Below are 20,050 nucleotides of genomic sequence, written 5' to 3'. Positions count from 1 at the left end.
GCGGTGCTGGTGGCCAGGGGCGGGGTCGAACCGCCGACCTACCGATTTTCAGTCGGTCGCTCGTACCAACTGAGCTACCTGGCCAAGCGGGGAAAGATTACATGAGCGCCGCGCCACCACGGAATCGCCTCAGATCAGGCGACGGCGTCGGCGTCGGGACGCGATGGCTGGACCTCGTGCAGGGGCAGCTCCACCCAGAACACCGAGCCCGCGCCGGGAGTGGATTCGGCGCCGATGGTCCCGCCGTCACGCTCCGCAATGGACCGCGACAACGACAGGCCGAGTCCGGTGCCCTTCACCGACGCGCCCGCGAACCGGACGAAGGGCTCGAAGGCGCTGCCGAGCTGTTCGGACGTCAGCCCCGGGCCGGTGTCTCGCACGATCACCCGGAGGCGGACTTCGCCGGACTCGCCGATGAGGGTCTGGCTGGAGACCTCCACCGAGCCGTGGGGATTGTTGTGGACGACGGCGTTGCCCACGAGATTGGCGAGGACCTGGCGGAAGCCTGCCGGGTGAGCCCACACCTGCTGTCCTGGAGGGACAGTGCTCGAGAGTCGTACGTCGCCCGCGCGCGCCGCTGTCCGGTGCCAGTGGAGGACGTCGGCGACCGCCGCCTCGACCGCCACGCCCTCTCGGAGGTCGGCACCGCCCAACGCACGCCCAGCGCTGAGCAGATCCTCCAGGACTGCCATCAGCTGCTCGCCAGCCCTCAGGATGACCCTGCCGTCGTTGGAGACGCTCGCCGCGAACGCGTCGCCAGGGAGGTCGTCGGCGGCCCCGACCAGCATCTCGGTGTAGCCGATGATCGCCGTCAGGGGAGTCCGCAGCTCGTGACCGATGGACGCGAAGAAGTGCTGTTGGGTCTCGCGGGTCTGGGCGCCTGTCGTCACTGCCTCGGCGAGCGAACGACGCGCCTGCTCGAGGGCGATGCGTGCGGTCAGTGCAGCGTGGATGAGCCGGAAGTCCGCGACGTCGCCGTGCGGCCATGGGCCGATCTGCGTGCTGCCCAGGGCCAGGCTGCCGAACATCACCCCGTCGGCGACGTGGGCGCGGACCACCATGCTGTGGATCCCGCAGCCGGCGATCTCCCGGCGGTCCTGATCGGCCTCCGGCGGAAGCCGCCCGATGTCGTCGATGGCGAGCACCCCCTCCCGGGCGTGCTGGGACACCCACGGCATCGTCAGTGCTGCTTCGGGGCCGGCGTCGGGCGCAGGGAGGATCGAGCACGACGAACCCGGCTGCAGCCACTCGGTCACCCAGGCACGTTGACCGAGGTTGATCCAGCCCGCGTCGTTGTCGGGAGCGAAGGTCGTCAGGGCAGCCGTGACGATCTCGACGCGCGGCAGCGACAGGAAGTGCGCGGCGGCCAGTGCGAACCCCTGGTCGAGCGGTGTCGCCGTGTCCAGGAGCAGGCCCGCAAGTCGGGAGGCCCCGGGGGAGACCGCCACATCGGCAGGCACGTCCTTCGACGCCGGTGAGCCAGTCATGGCGTCATTGTGTCGGAGAAGTGAAGCCGAGGCGGGCAGGGCTGGGCAGGATCCCGCGGCTCTGGTCGATCTTCACCGGCTCCGTCAGCGTCAGCTCGTGCTCCAGCGCCCAGGTCGCGAGGTCGCGGAGAAGGCGGAATCCCAGGGTCCGTCCGGGGCAGGCATGCGCGCCGGCCCCGAACGGGAGCCAGGCTCCCGGCCTGACGTCTTCGCAGCGCCACCGGTCCGGCTCGAAGGCACCGAGGGCCGAGGAATCCCCCGGCACCAGCTCCGACGAACGGCCCAGCAGGAGCGGGCTGACGAGCACCAGCTCCCCCGGCGCCAGCTGCCGGCCGGCCAAGGTCACGGGACCCGTGGTGATGCGAGCGGTGATCCAGGTGGGCGGAGCAACACGAAGGCTTTCCCAGACGACGTGCTCGGGCTCGAATCCGCGCTCCGGGTGAGCAGCCAGCAGCACCAGGAGCCAGGCGCCAGCTGCGATCGGCACCTGCACCCCGGCCGCGAGGAACGTGGCGACGACGTGAGCAGCGTCGTTGATCCCGCAGCCCGGGAGCACCCGAGCCAGGGTGTCCTCGAGCTCGTGACGAGCTCTCGCCTCGTGCCGGCGGATGCGGCTCCACCGACCGGGGTCGCGCCGACGAGAGATCACCGGGCCGAGGGCGTCGATCCACCCCAGCACGTTGTCGGCCACGAGGTCCCGGTCTCCCGGCGAGCAGCCCGGCAGGGCGGCACCGCACGTGGCGCGCGCCATCGGCCGTCGAAGGGCCTGCATGGCATCGATGACCCCGCCGTCGGGTGACGTCCTGGCCGCGGCAACCACCTCGTGCCACTGCGTCAGGAACGTGCTGCTGCCGTGTCCCACCTGGGTCGGCGTGAGCGGCGCAAAGACGTGGTGGCCACTCCGCGTGTCGCCCGCGCTGCCGGACATGTCCGAGCCGCGGGTGACCGTGCTGGGGAAGTCGAAACCGGCGGCGTCGGTCAGCACCTGCTTGGCCTGTACGAGGCTCGTCGCCAACCACGGACCGTGCACGCCGAGCGGGGCGAGCTCGCCGTTCCTGGGTGCACCAAGAACAGCGCCGAGACGACCGTCGGTCGTCTCGGCGCTCTCAACCTCGACCGGGCACGCGTGCCCGTGGTCGTGTCCGTCGATCAGCGGGGCGGCCTCGGACGCCATGAGTAGATGGCGTTCATCTGGTCTGCGACTCGCTTGGCGGCACGGCGCTGCATGATTCTGCTCATCATCGGGTGGTTCTCCCTCTCCTAGATGTAGCCGTGCTCGCGGTCCGAGACGCGGCAGCGGGCCGAGTCCCTCTGCTGGCCCCCGACAGCAGACTACGGGGCTGAGCCCCGGGCCTAGGTAAAAGTTTCGAGGTTTGTCTCGGCGATGAGCTCGCGCAGGCGCTGGGCGCGCAGCGGTTTCTGGACCACGTCGTGGACCCCGAGCTCCTGGAGGACCGCCCGACGTTCGCCCGCCCACGCCGTGACGACCACGATCCGCAGTCCCGCGCGGCGGTCGGGGTGCTCGTTGAGCCAGCGGACGACGTCCTCCCCGCTCATGCGCGGCATGGTGAGGTCGAGGAGCATCACGTCGTAGGAGTTGTCCTGGAGGGCAGCGACCGCCTCGACGCCGTCGACGGCCTCATCCGCGACGTGTCCCTCACGCACCACCATGCGCACCATCAGGTCGCGGATGTCGTCGGTGTCCTCCACGACCAGGAAGCGCAGCCGTTTCGCGTCGGTGCTCACGAGGGGAGCGTATCGGCGCAGCCCCATGCGTGCCGGATGTTTCTGCAGGACACGGTTTTGGGCGCCCCATTCCCTGGCCCTATGCTGTGGGACGCCGCTGGGACGCAGGTCCTCGAGGCAGGCCCCCATCGTCTAGCGGCCTAGGACGTCGCCCTTTCACGGCGGTAGCACGGGTTCGAATCCCGTTGGGGGTACGGCGCATCACCCGGCTCCACCTCGATTGGGAGGGCCGCCGAGGGATGGGTTAGAGTTCCACCCGCTTGCCCGAGTTGACGGCAGGCAGCACATCCTGGCCCCGTAGCGCAGTTGGTTAGCGCGCCGCCCTGTCACGGCGGAGGTCGCGGGTTCGAGTCCCGTCGGGGTCGCCATCGCACGGCCCGGAGCAATGCTCCGGGCCAGTGCGCGTCTGGGACCCTTCATCACCGACACCTAGGGTGTCGACATGCCTCTGGAGATCTCGCCTGCCGAGTTCGACCGCCTCGTCGGTCAGGCACTCGACTCGCTGCCGGACGAGATCGCCGCGCGGGTCGACAACGTCGTCGTCCTCGTCGAGCCCACGGCGCCGCCGGAGGACCCGGACCTCCTCGGGGTCTACGACGGGGTGGCGCTGACCGAACGCGCGGCCAACCATGCGGGCGACCTGCCGGATCGGATCCTGCTCTTCCGCGACAACCTGCTGGAGATGTGCGACACCCCCGAGGAGCTGGCCGACGAAGTCCGCATCACCGTCGTGCACGAGGTGGCCCACCACTTCGGCATCGACGACGCCCGACTGGACGACCTCGGCTACGCCTGACGCGCCAGCTCGTGGGCGAGCGCAAAACCGCCGACGCAGAGCGCCAGCGTTGCGCCAGTCGTGATGGCGGCGTACGCCAGGCCCAGTCGTGGCCCGCGGTCCACTGCCTGGACGGCGAAGGCTGAGTAGGACGTGAGTGCTCCGCAGAAGCCGGTGAACGCGAAGGCCCAGGTGTGGCCGCCGAGCGACAACGCCGCGAAGACACCGGCCAGGCCCGACCCCACCGCGTTGACGACGAGGGTGCCAAGGGGCCAGCGGCCGTCGAGCGTCTCGGCGCACAGGTAGCGCAGCGGCCCGCCGACGGCGGCGCCCAACGCCACGAGGAGGGCGGTCATGCGAGCGGACCGACGATCGAACGAGCGAAGAGCCGCCCCGCGACCGCAGCGGTCAAGCACGAGGCCAGGGTGAGGCCGACGTAGAAGGCGGCTGTGCCCGGCGCCCCCTCGCTCGCCAGGCCGCGCGACTCCTCTGCCCAGGTCGACACCGTGGTGAAGCCGCCGAGAAGCCCCGGTCCGAGCAGGACGGACAGGTGCGGCGATCGGCGTACGGCGCCGATGGCGGGGAGCGCAGCGAGCGCGAAGCAGCCGCCGGCATTGATCGCGAGTGTCACCCAGGGCACCTCAGGACCGGGGGAGTCGTGCCGCCCCAGACCCCAACGGAGCAGAGCGCCCACGGCGGCACCGAGGGCGACGAGCAACAGCGGGAGGAGCGGGCGAGTGCCCGCAGCAGGGTCTCCGACAGGTTGAGCCCCGGCGGGTCTCGTCACGAAACCTGCTGGTCCGGGCTGGAGCGGGCAGCCTCAGCCCGATGGAAGCCGCTGGGAGGCTCGCCGTCGATCTGCTGGATCAGCTCGGTGAGATACCAGATGTGGAACTCGCGCTGCTCGGCCGTGCGCTGGAGCGACAGCAGCCGCTCGGCCTTGCAGAAGGCGTCAGCAAGATCGAACATCTCGAGCATCGTGGTGAGGATGGGCGCCGCCTCCGGCTCCACCTTCACATCGAGGTCGATCGTGGCCACCCCGTCGCGACGTGCGCGTTGCACGGCGAGCTGCGCCTCGCGCGGCAGCTGGTGCTCGTAGCTGGCGAACATGTCCGACAGGTTGGCCGCAAGCGGGTAGTCCTCCTGGTGAGCGACTGCCAACAGGCGTAGCTCGCGCCGGAGGTCGGCGTACTGGCGGCCGAGCTCGGTCGCCAGCGCCACGTCCATGCCGAGCAGGGTGACGCTGACCGCCTGGTCGCTGCGTCGCTGGACCTCGGTGTCAACGGTGCTGTCGAAGACGGGCTCAGGGGTGTTGTGGTCGCTGAGCTCGGCAGCAGGCTCGAACCAGACGACCTTCCCCCTGTTCTCGATCGATGCGCCCCAGACGACCGCGGACATCGCGACGAGGGAGAGACCACGGCCGAAGGTCGCCAGGAAGTCCTCGGGATCCGCCGCCTGCGAGGGTGGGACGGGAGCCTTGGAGGAGCCGTCGAGGACCTCGACGCGCGGGTGCGTGCTGGTGCCCCGCATCCGAACGGCGATGGGGGCCTCACCGTGCAGGATCGCGTTGGCGACCAGCTCGCCGGTGCCCATCTCAGCGCACTCCACGAGGTCGTCCCGCTCGAGCTGACGGCAAACGTCCGCGATCCAGCGCCTCGCGTCGGCAGCCGCGCGCGGCGACTGCGACAGGGGCAACGGATCCTGATTGAGTGGCAAGTCACTTCTCTCGGTGGACCGACGTGAACACTCCAGCCTTGGTTGGCTACCCACTTCAAGCATCAACCAAACGTGTCGACAAACTTTTTGTATCTTTGCGGCACTCGGCAGTGTGATCAACCCGACGCGGCCGTCAGTTCGCCGCCCGAGCGTGGGGGGCGAGACAATTGGGGACACGGACTCCGGTCGGCCGCAAGGGGTTCCGCCACCGAGGCGATGGGCGGCTTCGAGAGGATTGACATGTCGACGACGCAGGCACCAGCTCGCCACCAGGTGGTCGTGATCGGGTCCGGCTTCGGCGGACTGTTCGGCACCAAGGCGCTCCGACGCAGCCCGGTGGACGTCACCATGCTGGCGAAGACGACGCACCACCTCTTCCAGCCGCTCCTCTACCAGGTCGCGACCGGCATCCTGAGTGAGGGCGAGATCGCTCCGCCCACCCGGGAGGTGCTGGCCAATCAGGACAACGCCCAGGTCCTGCTCGGTGAGGTCACCGGCATCGACCTCGAGGCGCGGTTGGTCACCAGTCACGTCCTCGGTCGCGAGACCGTGACGCCCTACGACTCCCTCATCGTCGCCGCGGGCGCCAAGCAGTCCTACTTCGGCAACGACCGGTTCTCCGAGCACGCACCCGGCATGAAGAGCATCGACGACGCCCTCGAGCTGCGCGGCCGCATCTTCGGCGCCTTCGAGATGGCCGAGCTGGGCGCCAACCGAGGCGACAACGTCGACCACCTGCTGACCTTCGTGGTCGTCGGCGCCGGCCCCACGGGCGTGGAGATGGTCGGTCAGATCGCAGAGCTCGCTCACCGGACGCTCAAGCGCGACTTCAGGGCCATCAACACCCGCAGCGCGCGCGTGATCCTGCTCGACGCGGCCCCTCAGGTGCTGCCGCCCTTCGGTCAGAAGCTCGGCGAGAAGGCGAAGGCTGAGCTGGAGAAGCTCGGCGTCGAGGTCATCCTCGGCGCGATGGTGACCGACGTGGACGAGCGCGGCATCGAGATGAAGTTCAAGGACGGGCGACTCGAGCGCATCAACACCGTCACCAAGATCTGGGCGGCCGGCGTGCAGGCGAGCTCCCTCGGCCAGGTCCTGGCTGATCAGACCGGTGCTCCCCTCGACCGGGCCGGACGCATCGGGGTCAACCCCGACCTGACGCTCCCGGGTCACCCGGAGGTGTTCGTGGTCGGCGACATGATCGCCCTCGACAACCTGCCGGGCGTGGCACAGGTCGCCATCCAGGGCGCGAAGTATGCCGCCAAGGAGATCGACAACCGACTCAAGGGCAAGGCGCCCCAGGAGCCGTTCAAGTACTTCGACAAGGGCTCCATGGCCATCATCAGCCGCTTCAACGCGGTCGCGATGGTGGGCAAGCTGCGGCTCACCGGGGTGATCGCCTGGCTGATGTGGCTGGCCGTGCACCTCGTCTACATCACCGGCTTCAAGAACCGTGTCACCGCGGTGCTGCACTGGTTCATCTCGTTCCTGGGCCGTGGTCGGTCGGAGCGCACCACCACCGAGCAGCAGATCTTCGCCCGTGCGGCGCTGGCCCGCCTCGGCCGCGGCGCCACCGACCTGGTGTCAGCCCCCGGCGAGTACGACGCCGCGCGCGACGACCAGGAGCGCCAGCGTCGCGAGGAGTTGGAGAAGCACGCTCTCGAGGAGTCGCGGCTCACCGACAGCGGTTCCCGCGGAGTCCCGCAAGAGCAGCGCTGAGCCGTCCGCCTCGCCGTACGCCTGCGAGCCTCCCGAGGGCGGGACGGCCACCTTGTCCGGCCCGAGATGTCGCTCGATAGTCTTGGGCGCAGGGCCCTTAGCTCAGTTGGTAGAGCGTCGGACTTTTAATGCGACTTCAGCCTGCGAGTGCGGTTCAGCCACTGCGAGTCCGAACTGCCGTTTGTGCAGGTCAGAGGCCTTTCTGAGGCCACACGAGCGAGTCGCGACGAGTCCCCTAATGTCGCTGTCTGCCCCACGCCGTGCCCCACGTCAGCATGGGTCACGCGCCCTGGTCCCAGCCCTGCTGGGACTGACCGCGTTGAGAACGCAAGCGGATCTGGCGCCTTCGCCCTTAGCCTGATGGCCCGGCGGCAGCTCATAGGAGCGCCCGGGCACGAGGGGGAAAGATGTCAAAGGGCACCGACGCAGGTCTGCTCGACCAGCCAAAGGCGCAGTCCGTCTACAAGCACGGGATCCTGGACCAATATGCAATCCGGTTCGCGGCCATGACTGCAAGCACGCTGAAGCCCAAGAGGGCTGTCCTCTTCGACGGGTTCGCTGGCCGAGGCCGCTTCGATGATGGCTCAGCAGGGTCTGGCGAGCACATGATGCTGCACGCTCAGAAGATCAAGCACAGCACCCAGATCGACGTCTTCCTGGTCGAACAGAACCCTTCTGACTGGGCGAAGCTCGAAGCTGTCGCCGACGAGTACCGAGCCCGAGGCATCAACATCGAGACCCGCAACGCTGACTGCGCGGACCACCTCGACGAGGTGTATCGCTACGCCGCTGGCGCCAGCCTTTTCATGTTTCTGGACCCCTGCGGCGCCGTGCTGCCATTCCAGACGCTGCACCCCTTGCTCACCCGCCGCGGCGATTGGCCACGGACCGAGTTCCTGATGAACTTCAGCGCCGACCTGATCCGCCGCGCCGGCGGTCAGTACAAGAAGGGCCAGCTCGACTCCCCAGGGATCGCCCAAGCGGATCGGGTGTGCGGCGGTGACTGGTGGCGCGAGGTCGCCCTCGGCGCACATGAGGCCTCGGGAGGAGTGTCATGGGAGGGCGCTGCGGAGGCTGTCGCGATCGAGTACTCGAAGCGCCTCACCGCAGGCACGCGGTTCGACTGGGCCGTGACCCCGGTCCGCCGTCAGGTCCACCATCAGCCCGTGTACTTCCTAATCTTCCTCACGACCAAGCCGCACGGCTTCTGGGTATTCGGCGATGCGTCGTCCAGAGCGCGGGAGAAGTGGCTGACCTTCCTGGGCCCTGACGAGGAGGAGCTCGACTACATGCTCTTCGACACGGTCGCGGACCAGTTGAAGCGCGAGCACAAGACTGCGATCGCCACCATCACAAGCAACCTACGAAGCCTCTGCGCCAAGGGCGGGACCTACCCCGTCGTGCAGCACTGGGCCGAGATCTTCGGCGACGTCTACGGAGAAGCGAAGGAAACCGCGTTCAGCGTCGCTCTCCGTCAGCTCGTCAAGGACGGCGAGATCGAGTTCGTGAATCGAGGGGGCAAGCCGCACCAGCACGTGATCCGACGCGCGCCCGAGATCACGCCGTGATCAATCGCGGCATCTCGCTCCACTGACGGCCCTCGAGCTCGCGTCCGTTGGCCTTCGGTGTACGGCCGCCCCACTGCTTGAAGAAGAACGCTACGCCGCCGTCGGTGCACTGGTCGCGGATGTCGACGACCCACTCCGGGTCCATGGCTCGCGCGTTCGGTCCGGACTCGCCGCCGGCGATGACCCAGTCGATGTTGGTGAGGTCGAGGTTCGGCAGCGCGGTGATGAGCGGCTCGCAGGACAGGAACCGCACAGCGGCCGGCGTGGCTCGGAGGTGGTCGATGCGGTCGACGGCGTCAAACGACTCGACCGAGACGCCCATCCAGAGGTTCTCAGGCCAGTCGAGGGTGTCGGCGAAGCGCGCCATGCGGTGTGCCCGCTTGGTGAGGACCTGATAGGTGTGCTGCGGCGTCTCCCGGATGACGTCGAAAATGTCGCGCACGAAGCTGATCGGCACCCTGGCGTGGAAGAGGTCGCTCATCGAGTTGACGAAGACGACCTTTGGCGACTTCCACTTGTACGGCTGGCCGAGTGAGGACGGATGGATGGTGACGCCGAAGCCGGGCCCGGAGGTGCGCGGGTCGCCGTCGTTCTGGTACTTCTCGGCGCCCATGGCCTTGAGTCGCTTGGACAGCGCCAGGGCGTAGCAGTTGTCGCAGCCGGCTGCGACGCGATCGCAGCCTGTCACCGGGTTCCAGGTGACCTGGGTCCACTCGATCGCACTGTTGGTTGCCATGCCTGCACTCCCCTATGTCTTCGAACAGGTGTTCGATCTCGTGCCAGTATGCCTCAACACAGGCAGGCTAACGGGGTTTCCAGGAAGCGGCGGGAGACCCGCGCGATCAGGCTCTCGGCGGGCTCGTCACTCGTGGGGGATCTACGCTCCGGCGTCCCAGCCGGGCTGGCTCTGGTCCTCTTCGCCGGCGAGCTGCTGCCGCTCGAGGGACGGGTCGACGGCGCGCGGGTCCCACGAGCAGTCTGTCTGGGTCTGCATCTGCTGCATCTGCTCACGGTTCATCGCGCCACGCTCCGGGCTCCGCGGTTCGATCGACGCTGGTCCCGGAGCCGTTGCAGCCTGCGGACGAGCATGGCGTCGTGCTCCATCGCCTCGGGCCGGTCGATCAGGGCGTTCAGCGCCTGGTAGTAGCGGGTCGAGGTCATCGTGAACCGCTTGACGATCTCTTCGTCCTTGGCGCCGGCGAACTTCCACCAGCTGCGCTCGAAGTCGAGCATCATCGTGTCGCGAACGGATAGGGCCATGCGGGGACGCTAGACGCCGCCACCGACACCCAGTCAGCTCCAGCGTGGGTCGGTCGTCTCGTCGACCCGGACGTCGATGGCAGGCACGGTGTCGATGTACGTCTCGCCGGCGCGCGGCCGCCACTGGACGTTGGCCCACCAGCCGTCGTCGCGCCGCTGCCAGGCGCGTAGTTCCCCGGGGTGCCAGACGCCGTTCACGAGGACCTCGACGTCTGGGCGCTCGTCGGGGCTGTACGTGGTCACCTCGCCAGTCTGACGCCCTGGGCAGTCGTCGCGGAGGCAGGGGCCGGAGGTCGCGTCAGCGATCTCGTGCGCGCGCTGCTGGTCGTCGTCGGTGAAGTAGTAGCTGGTCACCGAGCCATCGTCGCTCCGTCCAAGGGCATGCGGAAGGCGTCTCTCGTGGCCTGTGGAGGACCGCGAGGTCAGTCGTCGTCCGAGACTGCGTCGGCGATCGCCTGAGCGGCCTCATCGGCGGCCGCAGCGTAGAAGCTCATCGTGGTGGCCACCGAGGCGTGGCCCATCTGGTCTGCCAGGGCCTTGGGGTCCTTGGTCCGCTGGTAGGCGACGGACCCGTAGCGGTGACGGAGCTTGTGGAACGTTCCGTGGACGCCGGCGTTCGCGATCGCGGCGTTAACCTTCCGCCCGAGCGTGCCGCCAGCCCAGGCGCGGTCGCTCCCGGTGACGACGTTGCCGGCGGTGTCAGGGAGCAGCTCGTCCATGAGCCGGCGCGAGAAGGTGACCGACCTGGTCTTGCGTCCCTTGCCGGTGACTCGTGCCCGGCGGGTCTCCGGGTCGACATCGGACCAGTGCAGCGCCGCGGCCTCAGAGACACGGAGGCCCGCCCACGCGCCGAGGAGTACCGCACGGCGCAGGGGGGCGTCGTCGGCGACGTGCTCGAGGATCTGGTCGAGGTCGCGGCGACTGAAGGGCTTCGGTGCGCCTGCAGCTGGGCGCGGTGACGCGAGGCGGATGGTCGGGTTGTCACTGCGGTGCTCCCAGACCTGGCACCAGGTGTAGAAGCTGCGCAGCACGGCCAGGTCGTTGGCGCGGCTGGTGTCGGCGAGGTGCCGGCGGGTGGTCCACCACTCCTCGATCTCCTCCCGGGTCGCGACGCCGGCGTTCCCGACTGAGCGCAGCACCGAGCGGCGGCGCCGGATGGTGTTGCCCGGAACCCTCTCGTGCTCGCACCAGCTGATCCATGCGGCCGAGACCGGGTCCATCAGCGTGACGGGTGTCCTGCTCATTCCGGGGTGAGCCCGGGCAGGAGGTTGCGCTTCTGGAGAGCCTGGATCGCGCCGATGAAGCCCGCATTGACCCCGATCTCGAAGGCCTCACGCTCCGTGTCCCGCGAGAACACCGGGCCGCCTACCTGCATCTCGAAGATCTCTAGCCACGCGCAACCGATGTTCGTTGCCTCCTGCAGCAACTCCGCGCCCACCTCGTCGGCGGCACTCATCGGTGTCGACCTCCGCGGCGGCGCGGCTTGTGCCGGAGCTGCTGCAGCGCGACGACGTCCTGGGGGAGCTCGGGCTTGGTCCTCGTGGGGCAGCTGGCGAAGTGGGGCATGGCTGCGTACTCGTGGGGCCGGTCGAACGCCTCGTCCTTGGTGAGGACGCGCGCCAGGAGGCGGCCGCGGTGGGGTGTGGTGACGGCGACGTTGCCGGCGAGGTTCTCGAGCGGGTCCAGAGGCATGAGCTTGCCGCCGCGGCCGTTCGGGCCAGCTACCGTCGTCGCCCACACGAGTTCGCCGTGGCAGCCCTCGCAGGTGGTGCGCGTCCGGTCGTCGACCGGGAGCCGGCGCAGCATGGTCTCGCCGGCGAGCTCGTTCACGGGGAGATCTCCCCGCGCGTGAGCTTCGCGCCGTCGCGGATGCCACCGATCCAGTTGCCGAGCAGCCCGGGCGCCCCGTCCCACTCAGTGCGCTCGGCCTCGCTATCGGCGTAGGCCTCGATCGACTCCGCGACTTGGGCGCGGATCTCGCTGGGCCGGGGGATGGCTTCGAGCGCGGCCCAGACGATCGGGAGGACCTGCTGGCGGATCTGGAGCTGCTGCATCGGGTCGAGGTCGTCGAACTCGGGTGATGGGAAGCCTTGGTCGCGCAGCTGCGCGCGCTGGAGGTCCCAAGCCTTCCGTGCGGCGGCGTCGACGGCGACGGTTGCCTCGCCCTCGGTGGGGGCGGTCATCAGTCCTGCCCCGACTTCTTGCGGGCTTGGGCGTGGTCTCCGACGTGCCAGACCCGGTAGGGGTCCTCACCGTTGCCGTGGTGCGGCGCGAACTCGCGGTAGCCGTCGAACTTGAAGAACTCGCCGGCCTCGTGGGTCTCGACGTCGCGGATCCGGTCGAAGAGCCACGCCGCCCAGGTGTCACGGCCCCAGGAGGCAGGGGGGACGAGGAACTCGTGGCGCACCCTGATGCGCTGGCTGTGGTCGTAGGAGTTCTCGGTGTCGCTGACGACGTAGAAGGCCCAGCCGCGGGCCTCGCCGTCCTCCTCGAACAGTCCGAGGGACGTCGTCCAGCCGGGCTTGTACGACAACGACTCGATCAGGTCGCGCAGGCCCGGCGGCTCGAAGGGCGGCGGGGTCGGCGTCTGGGGGCTCACGGGGTCTTGAACATGACTCCATGGTGACCGACGACACCGACACCCGTGGGTGAGGCTCGCCGGACCGAATACGGATAACTACCGTTATCGGTTCTCTGGGGGTTGGCAGATAAGTGCCTCTGGCCAGAACGCCCGGTGTGCGCCTGATGGCCGCGTAGATACTGGGCCCTCCCCCGGTCACCACGACACTCAAGGACCCGCTCACATGAAGATCACGCAGACTGCCGGCGCCGCTGTGGCGTGCACCATCCTGATGACATTGGGGAGCGCCTGCGCTCCGGTTGAGACCGACGACAAGACGGCCGCGGAGCGCGCCACCGAGAAGCGTGAGAAGAAGGATGATGGCTCCACCAAGGACTCGTCCTCACCGAAGGCGAAGCCCACCAAGGAGGCGCCCGCAATGACTGGGGGCCAGGAGAATGCCCTGGCCAAGGCTGAGGAGTACCTCAGCTTCTCGGCGTTCTCTCAGTCGGGCCTGGTCGAACAGCTCATGTTTGAGGACTTCTCCAAGGCGGACGCGACCTTCGCAGTGAACCAGCTCAAGGTCAACTGGAACGAGCAGGCCGCCGCCAAGGCTGAGGAATACATGTCGGTGTCATCGTTCTCGCGTCAGAGCCTCATCGACCAGCTCAAGTTCGAGGGCTTCACCGAACCGCAGGCCGTCTATGGCGTGAACAACGGCACGAACCTCTGACCTATCTCGACTCAGACGCACGAAAGCGCCCGCCACCACGAGGGTGACGGGCGCGATCGGTGGTGCTTGGTCAGGTCAGGACCCACCTCAGGACCATGACGAGGGCCACGAGGGACAGCACCAGGAGCAGGCCGGAGCTGGCGCGGCCGTTCTCGTCCGGGGAGGGCTTGGGTCGAGGCTGGGCTGCGAGGAGCGTCCAGTCGGGGAGCCTGCGGAGAAGCAGCTCGACCTGCGGGATAGCCATGACCCGCGCGAGCACCGCGGCGATCGCGGTGATGACCGCCCCGACCGCCACCAGCCAGGCGGTGACGCCGGGAGGGAGCTGGCCGCCGAGCTCGTCGACGATGACCTGGATGATCAGCGGCAACGCCAGGATGGCCGGGATCCCGACCTGGAAGATGGTGCGCATCGTTGCCCGCCGTGGCTGGCGGACCTGGGTGGGCTCAGTGCCCTGGGTGGTGGTCATGCTGTTCCTCCTCGGATGGGGATGACGAGAGTTGAGGTGACGACGTGGTGGTCGCCACCGGGTGCGGGGTCGTGGACCTCGATGTCCTTGACATGAACGTGACGACTGGCGAGCCACCCGTCGATGCCGCGGAGGTAGGAGCGCCCTGAGACGCGTGCGGCCGTGTCGGCGGGGGAAGTCCACCCGCGTGCGGTCCTGGGCTCCTGGACGTCTCCACCGGCGACCCAGGGGACGCCAAGCCGGTTGATGCCGTCGGCCCATCGGCGGAACCGTCGCCAGTAGAGGCGCCAGGCGCGGACCCGGTCGGCCTTCCCGAGCAGGACGGTGAATCGACGTGCGACGCGACCGAGAAGCCCACCCTCACCGAAACCGCGACGGCGTCGCGGGGTTGCCGGTTTGATTTCGACGTCGACGGACGGTGGGGCGTGGAGCACCGCGGCGAACAGGTCGACGACGTCGAGGTCGATGCAGGCCTCGAGCATCTGCCGTGCCGTGTGGAGCCGCCCGGTGTGGCGGCCGATCCAACGGCCGCCACCCATAGGCAGAGACCGGGTCGACTGGACGCGGCCGACGCTCTTGCGGACGGCGAGGAGGACCTCATCGGACCCGGGACGGTTGTGCCGGCGTTCCACCTCCCAGCCCTTGCCCAGTGCTGCAGCGACTGCACGGTGGATCCGGTCGGTGACCTCGTTCATGAAGATCAGGTCGAGGTCGCCGGCGAAGACCTCGAGCCAGGTCCGGAACTCCTTCGCTGTCGGCTCAGACATCACGCCACCGTGGGCGTTGATCACCGCCTGGCGGACCTCGAGCTCACGCACCGTCAGGCTCCGGTGCCTTCGCGGAGAGCGGCCTTGACCGCCTCCTCGATCTGCTCGGCGGTGACCGTTACGGCGACGTCGCCGGGCTCGCTGAGCAGCGCGCTCTGGATCTTCTCCGTCAACGTGCGCTGGAGGTCGCGCGCGGCCGCGGGGGCCTTGCTCGCCATGCGCAGCGCCGCCTTCACCGTTCGGTCTTCACCGACCTCAGCGGCCAGCAGCTTGTCGACGACCATGTCGGCCACCTGGTTCATCTCGTCCTTCGTCACGATGTCCTCCAGTCCGTTCTTCACGTAGTGCTCGGTCAGTGCCTGCAGCTCGTTGATGCGGTCGAACGCCCTCCCGCCAGGGCAGTCCTTGGCGGTGACACACCGGTGGCCGTGCCAGCGCGCCCACGGAGCGGCGAGGCCGGCGCGGATCTGTACGGCCGCCCACCGGGCCGCGGCGTCGATCTGTGCGTCGGTGACCGGGTCGTCGACCTGTTGGGGCAGGCACAGCGCCCGTGCGTTGACGTTGTTGTTCCACCCCGGTGCTGTGAGGGACCCGGGGTGGGTGGGGCAGTGGGTCCGCTCGAAGGTGTTGACGGTGTGGGTGCCACGGCGGGTCAGGGGCTGGGCTTCGTAGAGACGGCCGGTGTTGAACGCCAGGGCGTTGTACGACATCCCGGACCCGAACCGGGACTGGCCGATCGCCTCGATGTTGCGGGCAACCTGGTCCTCGGTGCCGAGCAGATCGCCCGGGTCGTCGACGACGGCGATGTGGAGGAAGAACGCAGTGGCGGGGACCTCGCAGTCACGGTCGCTGCCGTAGCCCTGGACGGCTCCCCAGATGTGACGTTGGCGGATCTCGAGGCCCTGCTGGGCCAGGAGGCGGCGCTCCCAGTCGATCGCGGTCATGGAGATCTCCTTCGGGCATGGCGAAGTCCCGCTTCACTCGGTCGAGGTGAAGCGGTGGGCTGGATTCGGTCAGGAGCAGACGAGGGTGAGGGTCTGCGAGCCGGGGTCGTAGGTCAGCGAGATGGACATGTTCGGCATGAGGTCCGAGCACGCGGGCGATGTCACGACGTTGACGATGCCGGGGGGACCCGGCGCTCCGTCGACCCCTTGTTCACCTGGGGGCCCCTGGGGGCCGGGGACGGTGGAGTCGGCGCCGGGGGACCCGTCAGGACCGGCTGGGCCGGGCTCACCAAGCTCACCCCGCGGGCCGGGCTCACCCCGCGGGCCGGGTTCGCCCTTGGGTCCGGCGGGGCCGACGACCGTCTGGCCGTCCGCACCTGGTTCGCCAGCAGGTCCCGCAGGACCCCGCGGGCCGGGCTCGCCGGGCTTCCCTGCCTGTCCCATGTTGCCGGTGAACCCGCGGGGGCCGCGCTCACCGGCCGGCCCTGTCACACCGACGAGTCCGCGGGCACCTGTCTCTCCGGTCGCGCCGGCAACAGCTTCGGGGGTCGGCGGTGTGAACACCGGCGCCTTCCCTGCCTCGCGGAGCCGACGGTTCGCCTCCTCCAGTGCGGCGTCCTGGGCGGCGTTCGTCTCAACGAGCTCGCCGAAGACCTCACTGGCTTGGCCCTTTGCTGCATCGAGTTCGTTCTGCGTCTCGACTGCGTCGTTCGAGAGCCGTCCGATGATGACGAGCATCCACACGATCAGGACCAGGACCAGCGACGCCACCAGCCACGCACCTATAGCCAGCGCTCGGCGCGACGGGGTCGGGAACCTCAGGCGCCTCATGACCCGACTCCCGGGGTTCCGGCCAGCGAGATCACGATCTGGGCGAGGAGCAGAACGGCGCCGACGATGAGGCTCCCGAACACCTGGCGCCGGAACGTCTCTTGACCCTTGGCGTCCTTCTCCAGTTCCCCAACGCGGAGCTCGTACTCTCGGCGCGGGACGTACCTGTCCTCGAGGGTGGTGGTCAGGGTGTCGAGGCGCCGGGTCACTTCGTCAAGGCGCCGGATGACCTCGAACATGCTGGGCTCATTCATGGTCGCCTCCCGAGCGGGTCCGAATGGTCACTGGGTCTTGGTGGTGAGCGTCTGCGTCGTGGTGGAGGCCGCCGGCGTTGGGGCGAGGTCTGCCTTCGTCACTCCGGCGACCTGGTCCCACGCCCAGCCGATGACCCACTCGATGTCGTTGTCGGTCGTGGCCATCCCGGCCGCCTTGACTGAGTCGTTGGTGACCACGAGCCAGATGAAGGCGTTCACCTTCGTTGCGGGGTCGGCCAGGATCGTGGCCGCCAGCTGTTGGCGCTTGGCGGCCTTTGCGGCGTTGTCCTCGGTCTCGCCGAGGACTCCAGCGGCTCTCACAGCGATCGCGGCTTGGACGCGGCCGCGGAAGGTCGGCGACGCGGCCAGTTCGTTGATGTTCAGGTATGACGACATAGCGGGTCTCCGAGGGGTGTTGTTGGAGGGTGGTCAGGTGGTCAGGTGGTCACGCCGAACCGATGTCCTCGACGAGGATGAACGAAGGGGTGTCGGCTGCTGCACGGAGAATGGAGTTAGACCCCGCGGTGGCGAGCCCTCGAAGGTTGTATGTGTGTGCCCCGGCTGCGGGCGTGAGCACGACCTCCGCGTGCAAGAGTTCTGCGAAGTTGCTCGCCCCCGCCACCAACGACCGCTTCTGGAGCACGGCGGCTCCCTCGAAGATGAAGAGACTCTGCCCCGTCCCGGTTGTCGGGTTGTCCATTGAGACGTGCCCGGTAACCCTGATCCGGCGTCCCGTCCCCACGGTCACCGAAACCGACAGGTTGGTGAGGTTGACGGACGCTCCTCCGATAGAGCCCTGGTCCACGACCGCTTGCGAGTAACCCAGTGTGCCGCCTGGGTGGACGTGGTCGGCTCGGGCGGCAGATGCAGAGACCCCGCGGGATGCCGTGAGGGCGTTGGCGGCGGGGAGACCGGATGTCGAGAGAAGTGCCGCGATATCAGCGGAGTCGGCGATCTGGACCCAGGTCGTCGTCCCGGCGTCGTAGCGGTTCAGCCGGTCGGTCGTGACGTTCAGGACGATCCGGCCATCCCAGAGCGCGGCGCCAGTCAGGGCGTTCCGCTCCGTGGTTGTGAGTGCCGCGACCCCTGGCCGGTCGTTGACCCAGTCGGCGAGGAGGCTCAGGTCTGCCGCAGTGTTGTTGGCGTCGGTGCCGAGCGGGAACGGGACTCCACGGGATTTGGTGGCCATTACGGGGTCGTGCCTCCCTCTGGAAGGTGGGTGCGTTCGTCGTCGTAGGTTCCGAAGGCGGCGGCCTGGGCGTCGTAGGTGGTGCCGTGATGGAGTCGCAGGTGGTCGTAGCTGGCACCGGCGACGAGGGTCACGGTGAGGGTGATCCCGACGGGCTTCTGGGCGCGGACGGCCGTTTCGACGGCGGCGAGGGTGATGGGGTCGTTGGATCCGCCGGTGAGCCTGACTTCCAGATTCCACGGGCTCCCGAGCCGCTCGAAGAGGTCGACGAGCCGACCGGGCGCGGCGGCCCGGGCGGCGGCGATGATCGAGGACGCGGATCCGCGGCGTCGGCCGGGCTGCTCGCGGAGGTAGGTCCGTTGCTGCTCGAGGGTGAGTCCTGCGGGGATGAGGGTCCCGGTTGCGGCGCCCAGGGTGGCGGGCGCCGGGGTTACGTCGAGGTCGAAGATCGCCGCCCACCCGCCGTCGGTCTCGGCGACCAGGTCGTCGACGGTGGTCGCGGGTCCGACGAGACCCTCGATGACGGGCGTCAGGAGGGGCCCGGAGCGGCGAACGAGGGTGTCTCCCAGCCCGGCCCGGACACGGTCACCGAAGGCGGTCACACGATGCCCCCGGAGATCGTCGCGTTCGGGGCGGGGAGTGGTGCGACGCCGGCGAGGGTGACGTCCGCGGTTCCGCCGTTCACGGTGAGGGAGACGACGCGAGCCACGCCGGGGACGTTGCCGATGACGCGGATGAGGTCGTTGAAAAAGACCTTCGGCGAGCTCACCCATGCCTGCGGGTCGGCGTCTGTGGACCCCCAGTTGGCGGGGGACAGGTAGCGGGCGAGTGCGACGTTGATCTCGGTCACCAGGGTCGCGCCGGTGGTGCCAGCTTCGGCCGAGACGGTGTAGGCGACGGTGATCGCGGTGTAGGTGGGGTCAGCGATGAAGATCAGGAAGTTCACTTCACGCAGGGTCGCGAGGTAGTTGGCCAGGTTGGCTTTGATCCCGGCGGACACGGGGAGTCCGTCGGATCCGACTGGGAAGACGGTTGCCGATCTCTCCTTGGGGGTCGCCGGTGTCGCCGGGTCGTAGAGGTCGACTCCGAAGGCACGGTGGACGCCGGCGACCCCTCGAGACAGGGCTGCGAGGTCCTCGGCGCGGACGCCACCGAAGCGCAGGGTTGCGAGGGTGTCGGCGAGCCGGTCGAGGTACTGGGCAAGGGTCTCGGCGTCGGTGCCGCCGGTGGAGGCGGAGATCGCGACTGCGGTGACGACCGACGCGGTCGCGGTGGCGATGGTGAGCGGGCCGATCGGGATCCCGTTGCCGTCCTGCCCGGGGACGATCGCGGTCATCGTGTGTTGGGACGTCCCGATCGGTGCGTTGACGATGTTGACCAGGGCGAGGGAGACCTCGACACCGCCCGCGGTCTTCCCGACGACGACGAACTCCGGTCCGAGCGTCGCTGCCGCGGAGAGGGTGAGCTCGACGAGAGCGGTCGCGGGCTTCGCCTGGAGGGACGGGACCCCGAACACGGTCTCACCCCAGCCGGCGACACCGATCTCGATCCGGACCAACGTGTTTGCGGCGAGGTCTGCGATCTCGCGACCAACTTCGGATGCGAAGGCAGTCAACGGGTCGCCGTCGGTCGGCACCCACCCAACGAGCCGGTCCTGGAGGCCGTCGAGAATGTTGATCGCGTTCTGGTCGGGGTCGGTCGGGAGGTCAGGCGGGATCCAGGGCATCGGGTCAGGCCTCCTCGGTGAGATGCACGTCGACGGCCTGGAACGCCCCGGCAACGACCAGCTCGATCAGCTCGGTCTCGGCGCGCGGTTCCCACTCGTCGATGACCTCGGCAACCAGGTTCGGATCGACGCCACTGAAGAGGGGGTCGGGGAGCCCGTAGTCGGGCAGGGTGCGGCGCTCGCCCGGGCGGGTGTCGAGGAGGAGCGCGACGGACTGGGTGATCTCGGGGGAGCTGTCCTGCGTGACGGTGGCCATGGCGCCGTTGGCGGCGACGGTGAGGGGGAGTGTCAGTACTCGAGCCATGTGCGCGT

General features: G+C 68.8%; 29 protein-coding genes and 3 tRNA genes. 6 read left to right on the top strand and 26 right to left on the bottom strand.

From position 1 onward, the window contains the following. Positions 1-7: 7 nt before the first annotated feature. The 4 genes from VNJ48_RS02510 to VNJ48_RS02495 all read right to left on the bottom strand — a co-directional run bounded on the left by VNJ48_RS02510 (position 8) and on the right by VNJ48_RS02495 (position 3,233). Positions 8-84: transfer RNA gene (locus tag VNJ48_RS02510), tRNA-Phe, on the bottom strand. A gap of 50 nt (positions 85-134) precedes the next feature. Then, positions 135-1,487, bottom strand: a complete 1,353-nt coding sequence (locus VNJ48_RS02505; RefSeq protein ID WP_325598779.1) for a HAMP domain-containing sensor histidine kinase — start codon at positions 1,485-1,487, stop codon at positions 135-137. 4 nt (positions 1,488-1,491) lie between these two features. After that, positions 1,492-2,661 carry a cytochrome P450 gene (locus VNJ48_RS02500; RefSeq protein ID WP_325598777.1) on the bottom strand — a complete coding sequence of 390 codons (1,170 nt, stop codon included), beginning with the start codon at positions 2,659-2,661 and terminating at the stop codon, positions 1,492-1,494. A gap of 179 nt (positions 2,662-2,840) precedes the next feature. Further along, positions 2,841-3,233, bottom strand: a complete 393-nt coding sequence (locus VNJ48_RS02495; RefSeq protein ID WP_325598775.1) for a response regulator — start codon at positions 3,231-3,233, stop codon at positions 2,841-2,843. A gap of 121 nt (positions 3,234-3,354) precedes the next feature. Here VNJ48_RS02495 and VNJ48_RS02490 point away from each other — a divergent pair. The 3 genes from VNJ48_RS02490 to VNJ48_RS02480 all read left to right on the top strand — a co-directional run bounded on the left by VNJ48_RS02490 (position 3,355) and on the right by VNJ48_RS02480 (position 4,029). Next, a tRNA-Glu gene (locus tag VNJ48_RS02490) sits at positions 3,355-3,427 on the top strand. Between the two features lie 97 nt (positions 3,428-3,524). Further along, positions 3,525-3,601: transfer RNA gene (locus tag VNJ48_RS02485), tRNA-Asp, on the top strand. Between the two features lie 74 nt (positions 3,602-3,675). After that, positions 3,676-4,029 (top strand): metallopeptidase family protein, encoded by a 354-nt coding sequence (locus VNJ48_RS02480; protein WP_325598773.1) that lies wholly within the window; start codon positions 3,676-3,678, stop codon positions 4,027-4,029. Here VNJ48_RS02480 and VNJ48_RS02475 read toward each other — a convergent pair. The 3 genes from VNJ48_RS02475 to VNJ48_RS02465 are packed head-to-tail and all read right to left on the bottom strand — an operon-like array spanning position 4,020 to position 5,724. Next, positions 4,020-4,364, bottom strand: coding sequence for a fluoride efflux transporter FluC (locus tag VNJ48_RS02475; protein WP_325598771.1), 345 nt, complete (start codon positions 4,362-4,364; stop codon positions 4,020-4,022). The genes VNJ48_RS02480 and VNJ48_RS02475 overlap by 10 nt on opposite strands. Then, positions 4,361-4,795, bottom strand: a complete 435-nt coding sequence (locus VNJ48_RS02470; protein WP_325598769.1) for a fluoride efflux transporter FluC — start codon at positions 4,793-4,795, stop codon at positions 4,361-4,363. Before VNJ48_RS02470 ends, VNJ48_RS02475 begins: the two co-directional genes overlap by 4 nt. Continuing rightward, positions 4,792-5,724, bottom strand: coding sequence for an ATP-binding protein (locus tag VNJ48_RS02465; RefSeq protein WP_325598767.1), 933 nt, complete (start codon positions 5,722-5,724; stop codon positions 4,792-4,794). The genes VNJ48_RS02470 and VNJ48_RS02465 overlap by 4 nt, the downstream gene beginning before the upstream one ends. Positions 5,725-5,964: 240 nt before the next feature. On the opposite strand from VNJ48_RS02465, the gene VNJ48_RS02460 reads away from it, so the two are divergent. Both VNJ48_RS02460 and tcmP read left to right on the top strand, forming a co-directional pair. Beyond that, positions 5,965-7,440, top strand: coding sequence for an NAD(P)/FAD-dependent oxidoreductase (locus VNJ48_RS02460; protein ID WP_325598765.1), 1,476 nt, complete (start codon positions 5,965-5,967; stop codon positions 7,438-7,440). 407 nt (positions 7,441-7,847) lie between these two features. Next, entirely contained in the window at positions 7,848-9,008 is a 1,161-nt protein-coding gene (gene tcmP, locus VNJ48_RS02455; protein WP_325598764.1) for a three-Cys-motif partner protein TcmP, read from the top strand. On the opposite strand, the gene VNJ48_RS02450 is transcribed toward tcmP, so the two are convergent. The 9 genes from VNJ48_RS02450 to VNJ48_RS02410 form a co-directional block, all read right to left on the bottom strand. After that, positions 8,998-9,744: a phage Gp37/Gp68 family protein gene (locus tag VNJ48_RS02450; protein WP_325598762.1), complete on the bottom strand. Its 747-nt coding sequence runs from the start codon at positions 9,742-9,744 to the stop codon at positions 8,998-9,000. The two genes, tcmP and VNJ48_RS02450, sit on opposite strands and share 11 nt — an antisense overlap. Before the next feature lie 141 nt (positions 9,745-9,885). Next, positions 9,886-10,026, bottom strand: a complete 141-nt coding sequence (locus VNJ48_RS02445) for a hypothetical protein (protein WP_325598760.1) — start codon at positions 10,024-10,026, stop codon at positions 9,886-9,888. Then, positions 10,023-10,268: a DUF3263 domain-containing protein gene (locus VNJ48_RS02440; RefSeq protein ID WP_325598758.1), complete on the bottom strand. Its 246-nt coding sequence runs from the start codon at positions 10,266-10,268 to the stop codon at positions 10,023-10,025. The genes VNJ48_RS02445 and VNJ48_RS02440 overlap by 4 nt, the downstream gene beginning before the upstream one ends. A 33-nt stretch (positions 10,269-10,301) precedes the next feature. Beyond that, positions 10,302-10,622: a hypothetical protein gene (locus tag VNJ48_RS02435; protein ID WP_325598756.1), complete on the bottom strand. Its 321-nt coding sequence runs from the start codon at positions 10,620-10,622 to the stop codon at positions 10,302-10,304. Positions 10,623-10,690: 68 nt separating this feature from the next. Then, on the bottom strand, positions 10,691-11,512 hold the full coding sequence (locus VNJ48_RS02430; RefSeq protein ID WP_325598754.1) for a tyrosine-type recombinase/integrase: 822 nt from the start codon (positions 11,510-11,512) through the stop codon (positions 10,691-10,693). Next, positions 11,509-11,724: a hypothetical protein gene (locus VNJ48_RS02425; RefSeq protein ID WP_325598752.1), complete on the bottom strand. Its 216-nt coding sequence runs from the start codon at positions 11,722-11,724 to the stop codon at positions 11,509-11,511. The genes VNJ48_RS02430 and VNJ48_RS02425 overlap by 4 nt, the downstream gene beginning before the upstream one ends. Then, a complete protein-coding gene (locus VNJ48_RS02420) occupies positions 11,721-12,098 on the bottom strand; it encodes a hypothetical protein (protein WP_325598750.1) in 378 nt (125 codons plus the stop codon). Before VNJ48_RS02420 ends, VNJ48_RS02425 begins: the two co-directional genes overlap by 4 nt. Then, positions 12,095-12,451 (bottom strand): hypothetical protein, encoded by a 357-nt coding sequence (locus VNJ48_RS02415; protein ID WP_325598748.1) that lies wholly within the window; start codon positions 12,449-12,451, stop codon positions 12,095-12,097. Before VNJ48_RS02415 ends, VNJ48_RS02420 begins: the two co-directional genes overlap by 4 nt. Continuing rightward, positions 12,451-12,867, bottom strand: a complete 417-nt coding sequence (locus tag VNJ48_RS02410; protein WP_325598746.1) for a hypothetical protein — start codon at positions 12,865-12,867, stop codon at positions 12,451-12,453. Before VNJ48_RS02410 ends, VNJ48_RS02415 begins: the two co-directional genes overlap by 1 nt. Before the next feature lie 205 nt (positions 12,868-13,072). Between VNJ48_RS02410 and VNJ48_RS02405 the strand changes: the two genes are divergently transcribed. Next, positions 13,073-13,561: an Ltp family lipoprotein gene (locus VNJ48_RS02405; RefSeq protein ID WP_325598744.1), complete on the top strand. Its 489-nt coding sequence runs from the start codon at positions 13,073-13,075 to the stop codon at positions 13,559-13,561. A 70-nt stretch (positions 13,562-13,631) separates the two neighbouring features. Here the strand turns inward: VNJ48_RS02405 and VNJ48_RS02400 are convergent, their stop codons facing one another. The 10 genes from VNJ48_RS02400 to VNJ48_RS02355 all read right to left on the bottom strand — a co-directional run bounded on the left by VNJ48_RS02400 (position 13,632) and on the right by VNJ48_RS02355 (position 20,042). After that, complete coding sequence (locus VNJ48_RS02400; RefSeq protein WP_325598742.1) at positions 13,632-14,027, bottom strand: hypothetical protein; 396 nt, start codon at positions 14,025-14,027, stop codon at positions 13,632-13,634. Further along, the gene (locus tag VNJ48_RS02395; RefSeq protein ID WP_325598740.1) at positions 14,024-14,794 is read right to left on the bottom strand and encodes a hypothetical protein; all 771 of its coding nucleotides are present in this window, start codon (positions 14,792-14,794) and stop codon (positions 14,024-14,026) included. Before VNJ48_RS02395 ends, VNJ48_RS02400 begins: the two co-directional genes overlap by 4 nt. A gap of 53 nt (positions 14,795-14,847) precedes the next feature. Continuing rightward, complete coding sequence (locus tag VNJ48_RS02390; protein WP_325598738.1) at positions 14,848-15,738, bottom strand: peptidoglycan recognition protein family protein; 891 nt, start codon at positions 15,736-15,738, stop codon at positions 14,848-14,850. Between the two features lie 69 nt (positions 15,739-15,807). Then, the gene (locus tag VNJ48_RS02385; protein WP_325598736.1) at positions 15,808-16,569 is read right to left on the bottom strand and encodes a hypothetical protein; all 762 of its coding nucleotides are present in this window, start codon (positions 16,567-16,569) and stop codon (positions 15,808-15,810) included. Beyond that, positions 16,566-16,823, bottom strand: coding sequence for a hypothetical protein (locus VNJ48_RS02380; RefSeq protein ID WP_325598735.1), 258 nt, complete (start codon positions 16,821-16,823; stop codon positions 16,566-16,568). Before VNJ48_RS02380 ends, VNJ48_RS02385 begins: the two co-directional genes overlap by 4 nt. Positions 16,824-16,850: 27 nt before the next feature. Then, entirely contained in the window at positions 16,851-17,219 is a 369-nt protein-coding gene (locus tag VNJ48_RS02375; RefSeq protein WP_325598733.1) for a hypothetical protein, read from the bottom strand. Between the two features lie 49 nt (positions 17,220-17,268). Next, positions 17,269-18,012, bottom strand: a complete 744-nt coding sequence (locus VNJ48_RS02370; RefSeq protein WP_325598731.1) for a hypothetical protein — start codon at positions 18,010-18,012, stop codon at positions 17,269-17,271. Further along, positions 18,012-18,614, bottom strand: coding sequence for a hypothetical protein (locus VNJ48_RS02365; protein WP_325598729.1), 603 nt, complete (start codon positions 18,612-18,614; stop codon positions 18,012-18,014). The genes VNJ48_RS02370 and VNJ48_RS02365 overlap by 1 nt, the downstream gene beginning before the upstream one ends. After that, positions 18,611-19,738: a baseplate J/gp47 family protein gene (locus VNJ48_RS02360; RefSeq protein WP_325598727.1), complete on the bottom strand. Its 1,128-nt coding sequence runs from the start codon at positions 19,736-19,738 to the stop codon at positions 18,611-18,613. Before VNJ48_RS02360 ends, VNJ48_RS02365 begins: the two co-directional genes overlap by 4 nt. 4 nt (positions 19,739-19,742) lie before the next feature. Beyond that, a complete protein-coding gene (locus VNJ48_RS02355) occupies positions 19,743-20,042 on the bottom strand; it encodes a GPW/gp25 family protein (RefSeq protein ID WP_325598725.1) in 300 nt (99 codons plus the stop codon). Between the last annotated feature and the right edge of the window lie 8 nt (positions 20,043-20,050).

The sequence above is a fragment of the Nocardioides sp. genome, assembly GCF_035576065.1.
GTDB lineage: Bacteria > Actinomycetota > Actinomycetes > Propionibacteriales > Nocardioidaceae > Nocardioides.
Note: the sequence above shows the minus strand (reverse complement) of the source record. Positions and strands in the feature narration are given on the sequence as shown.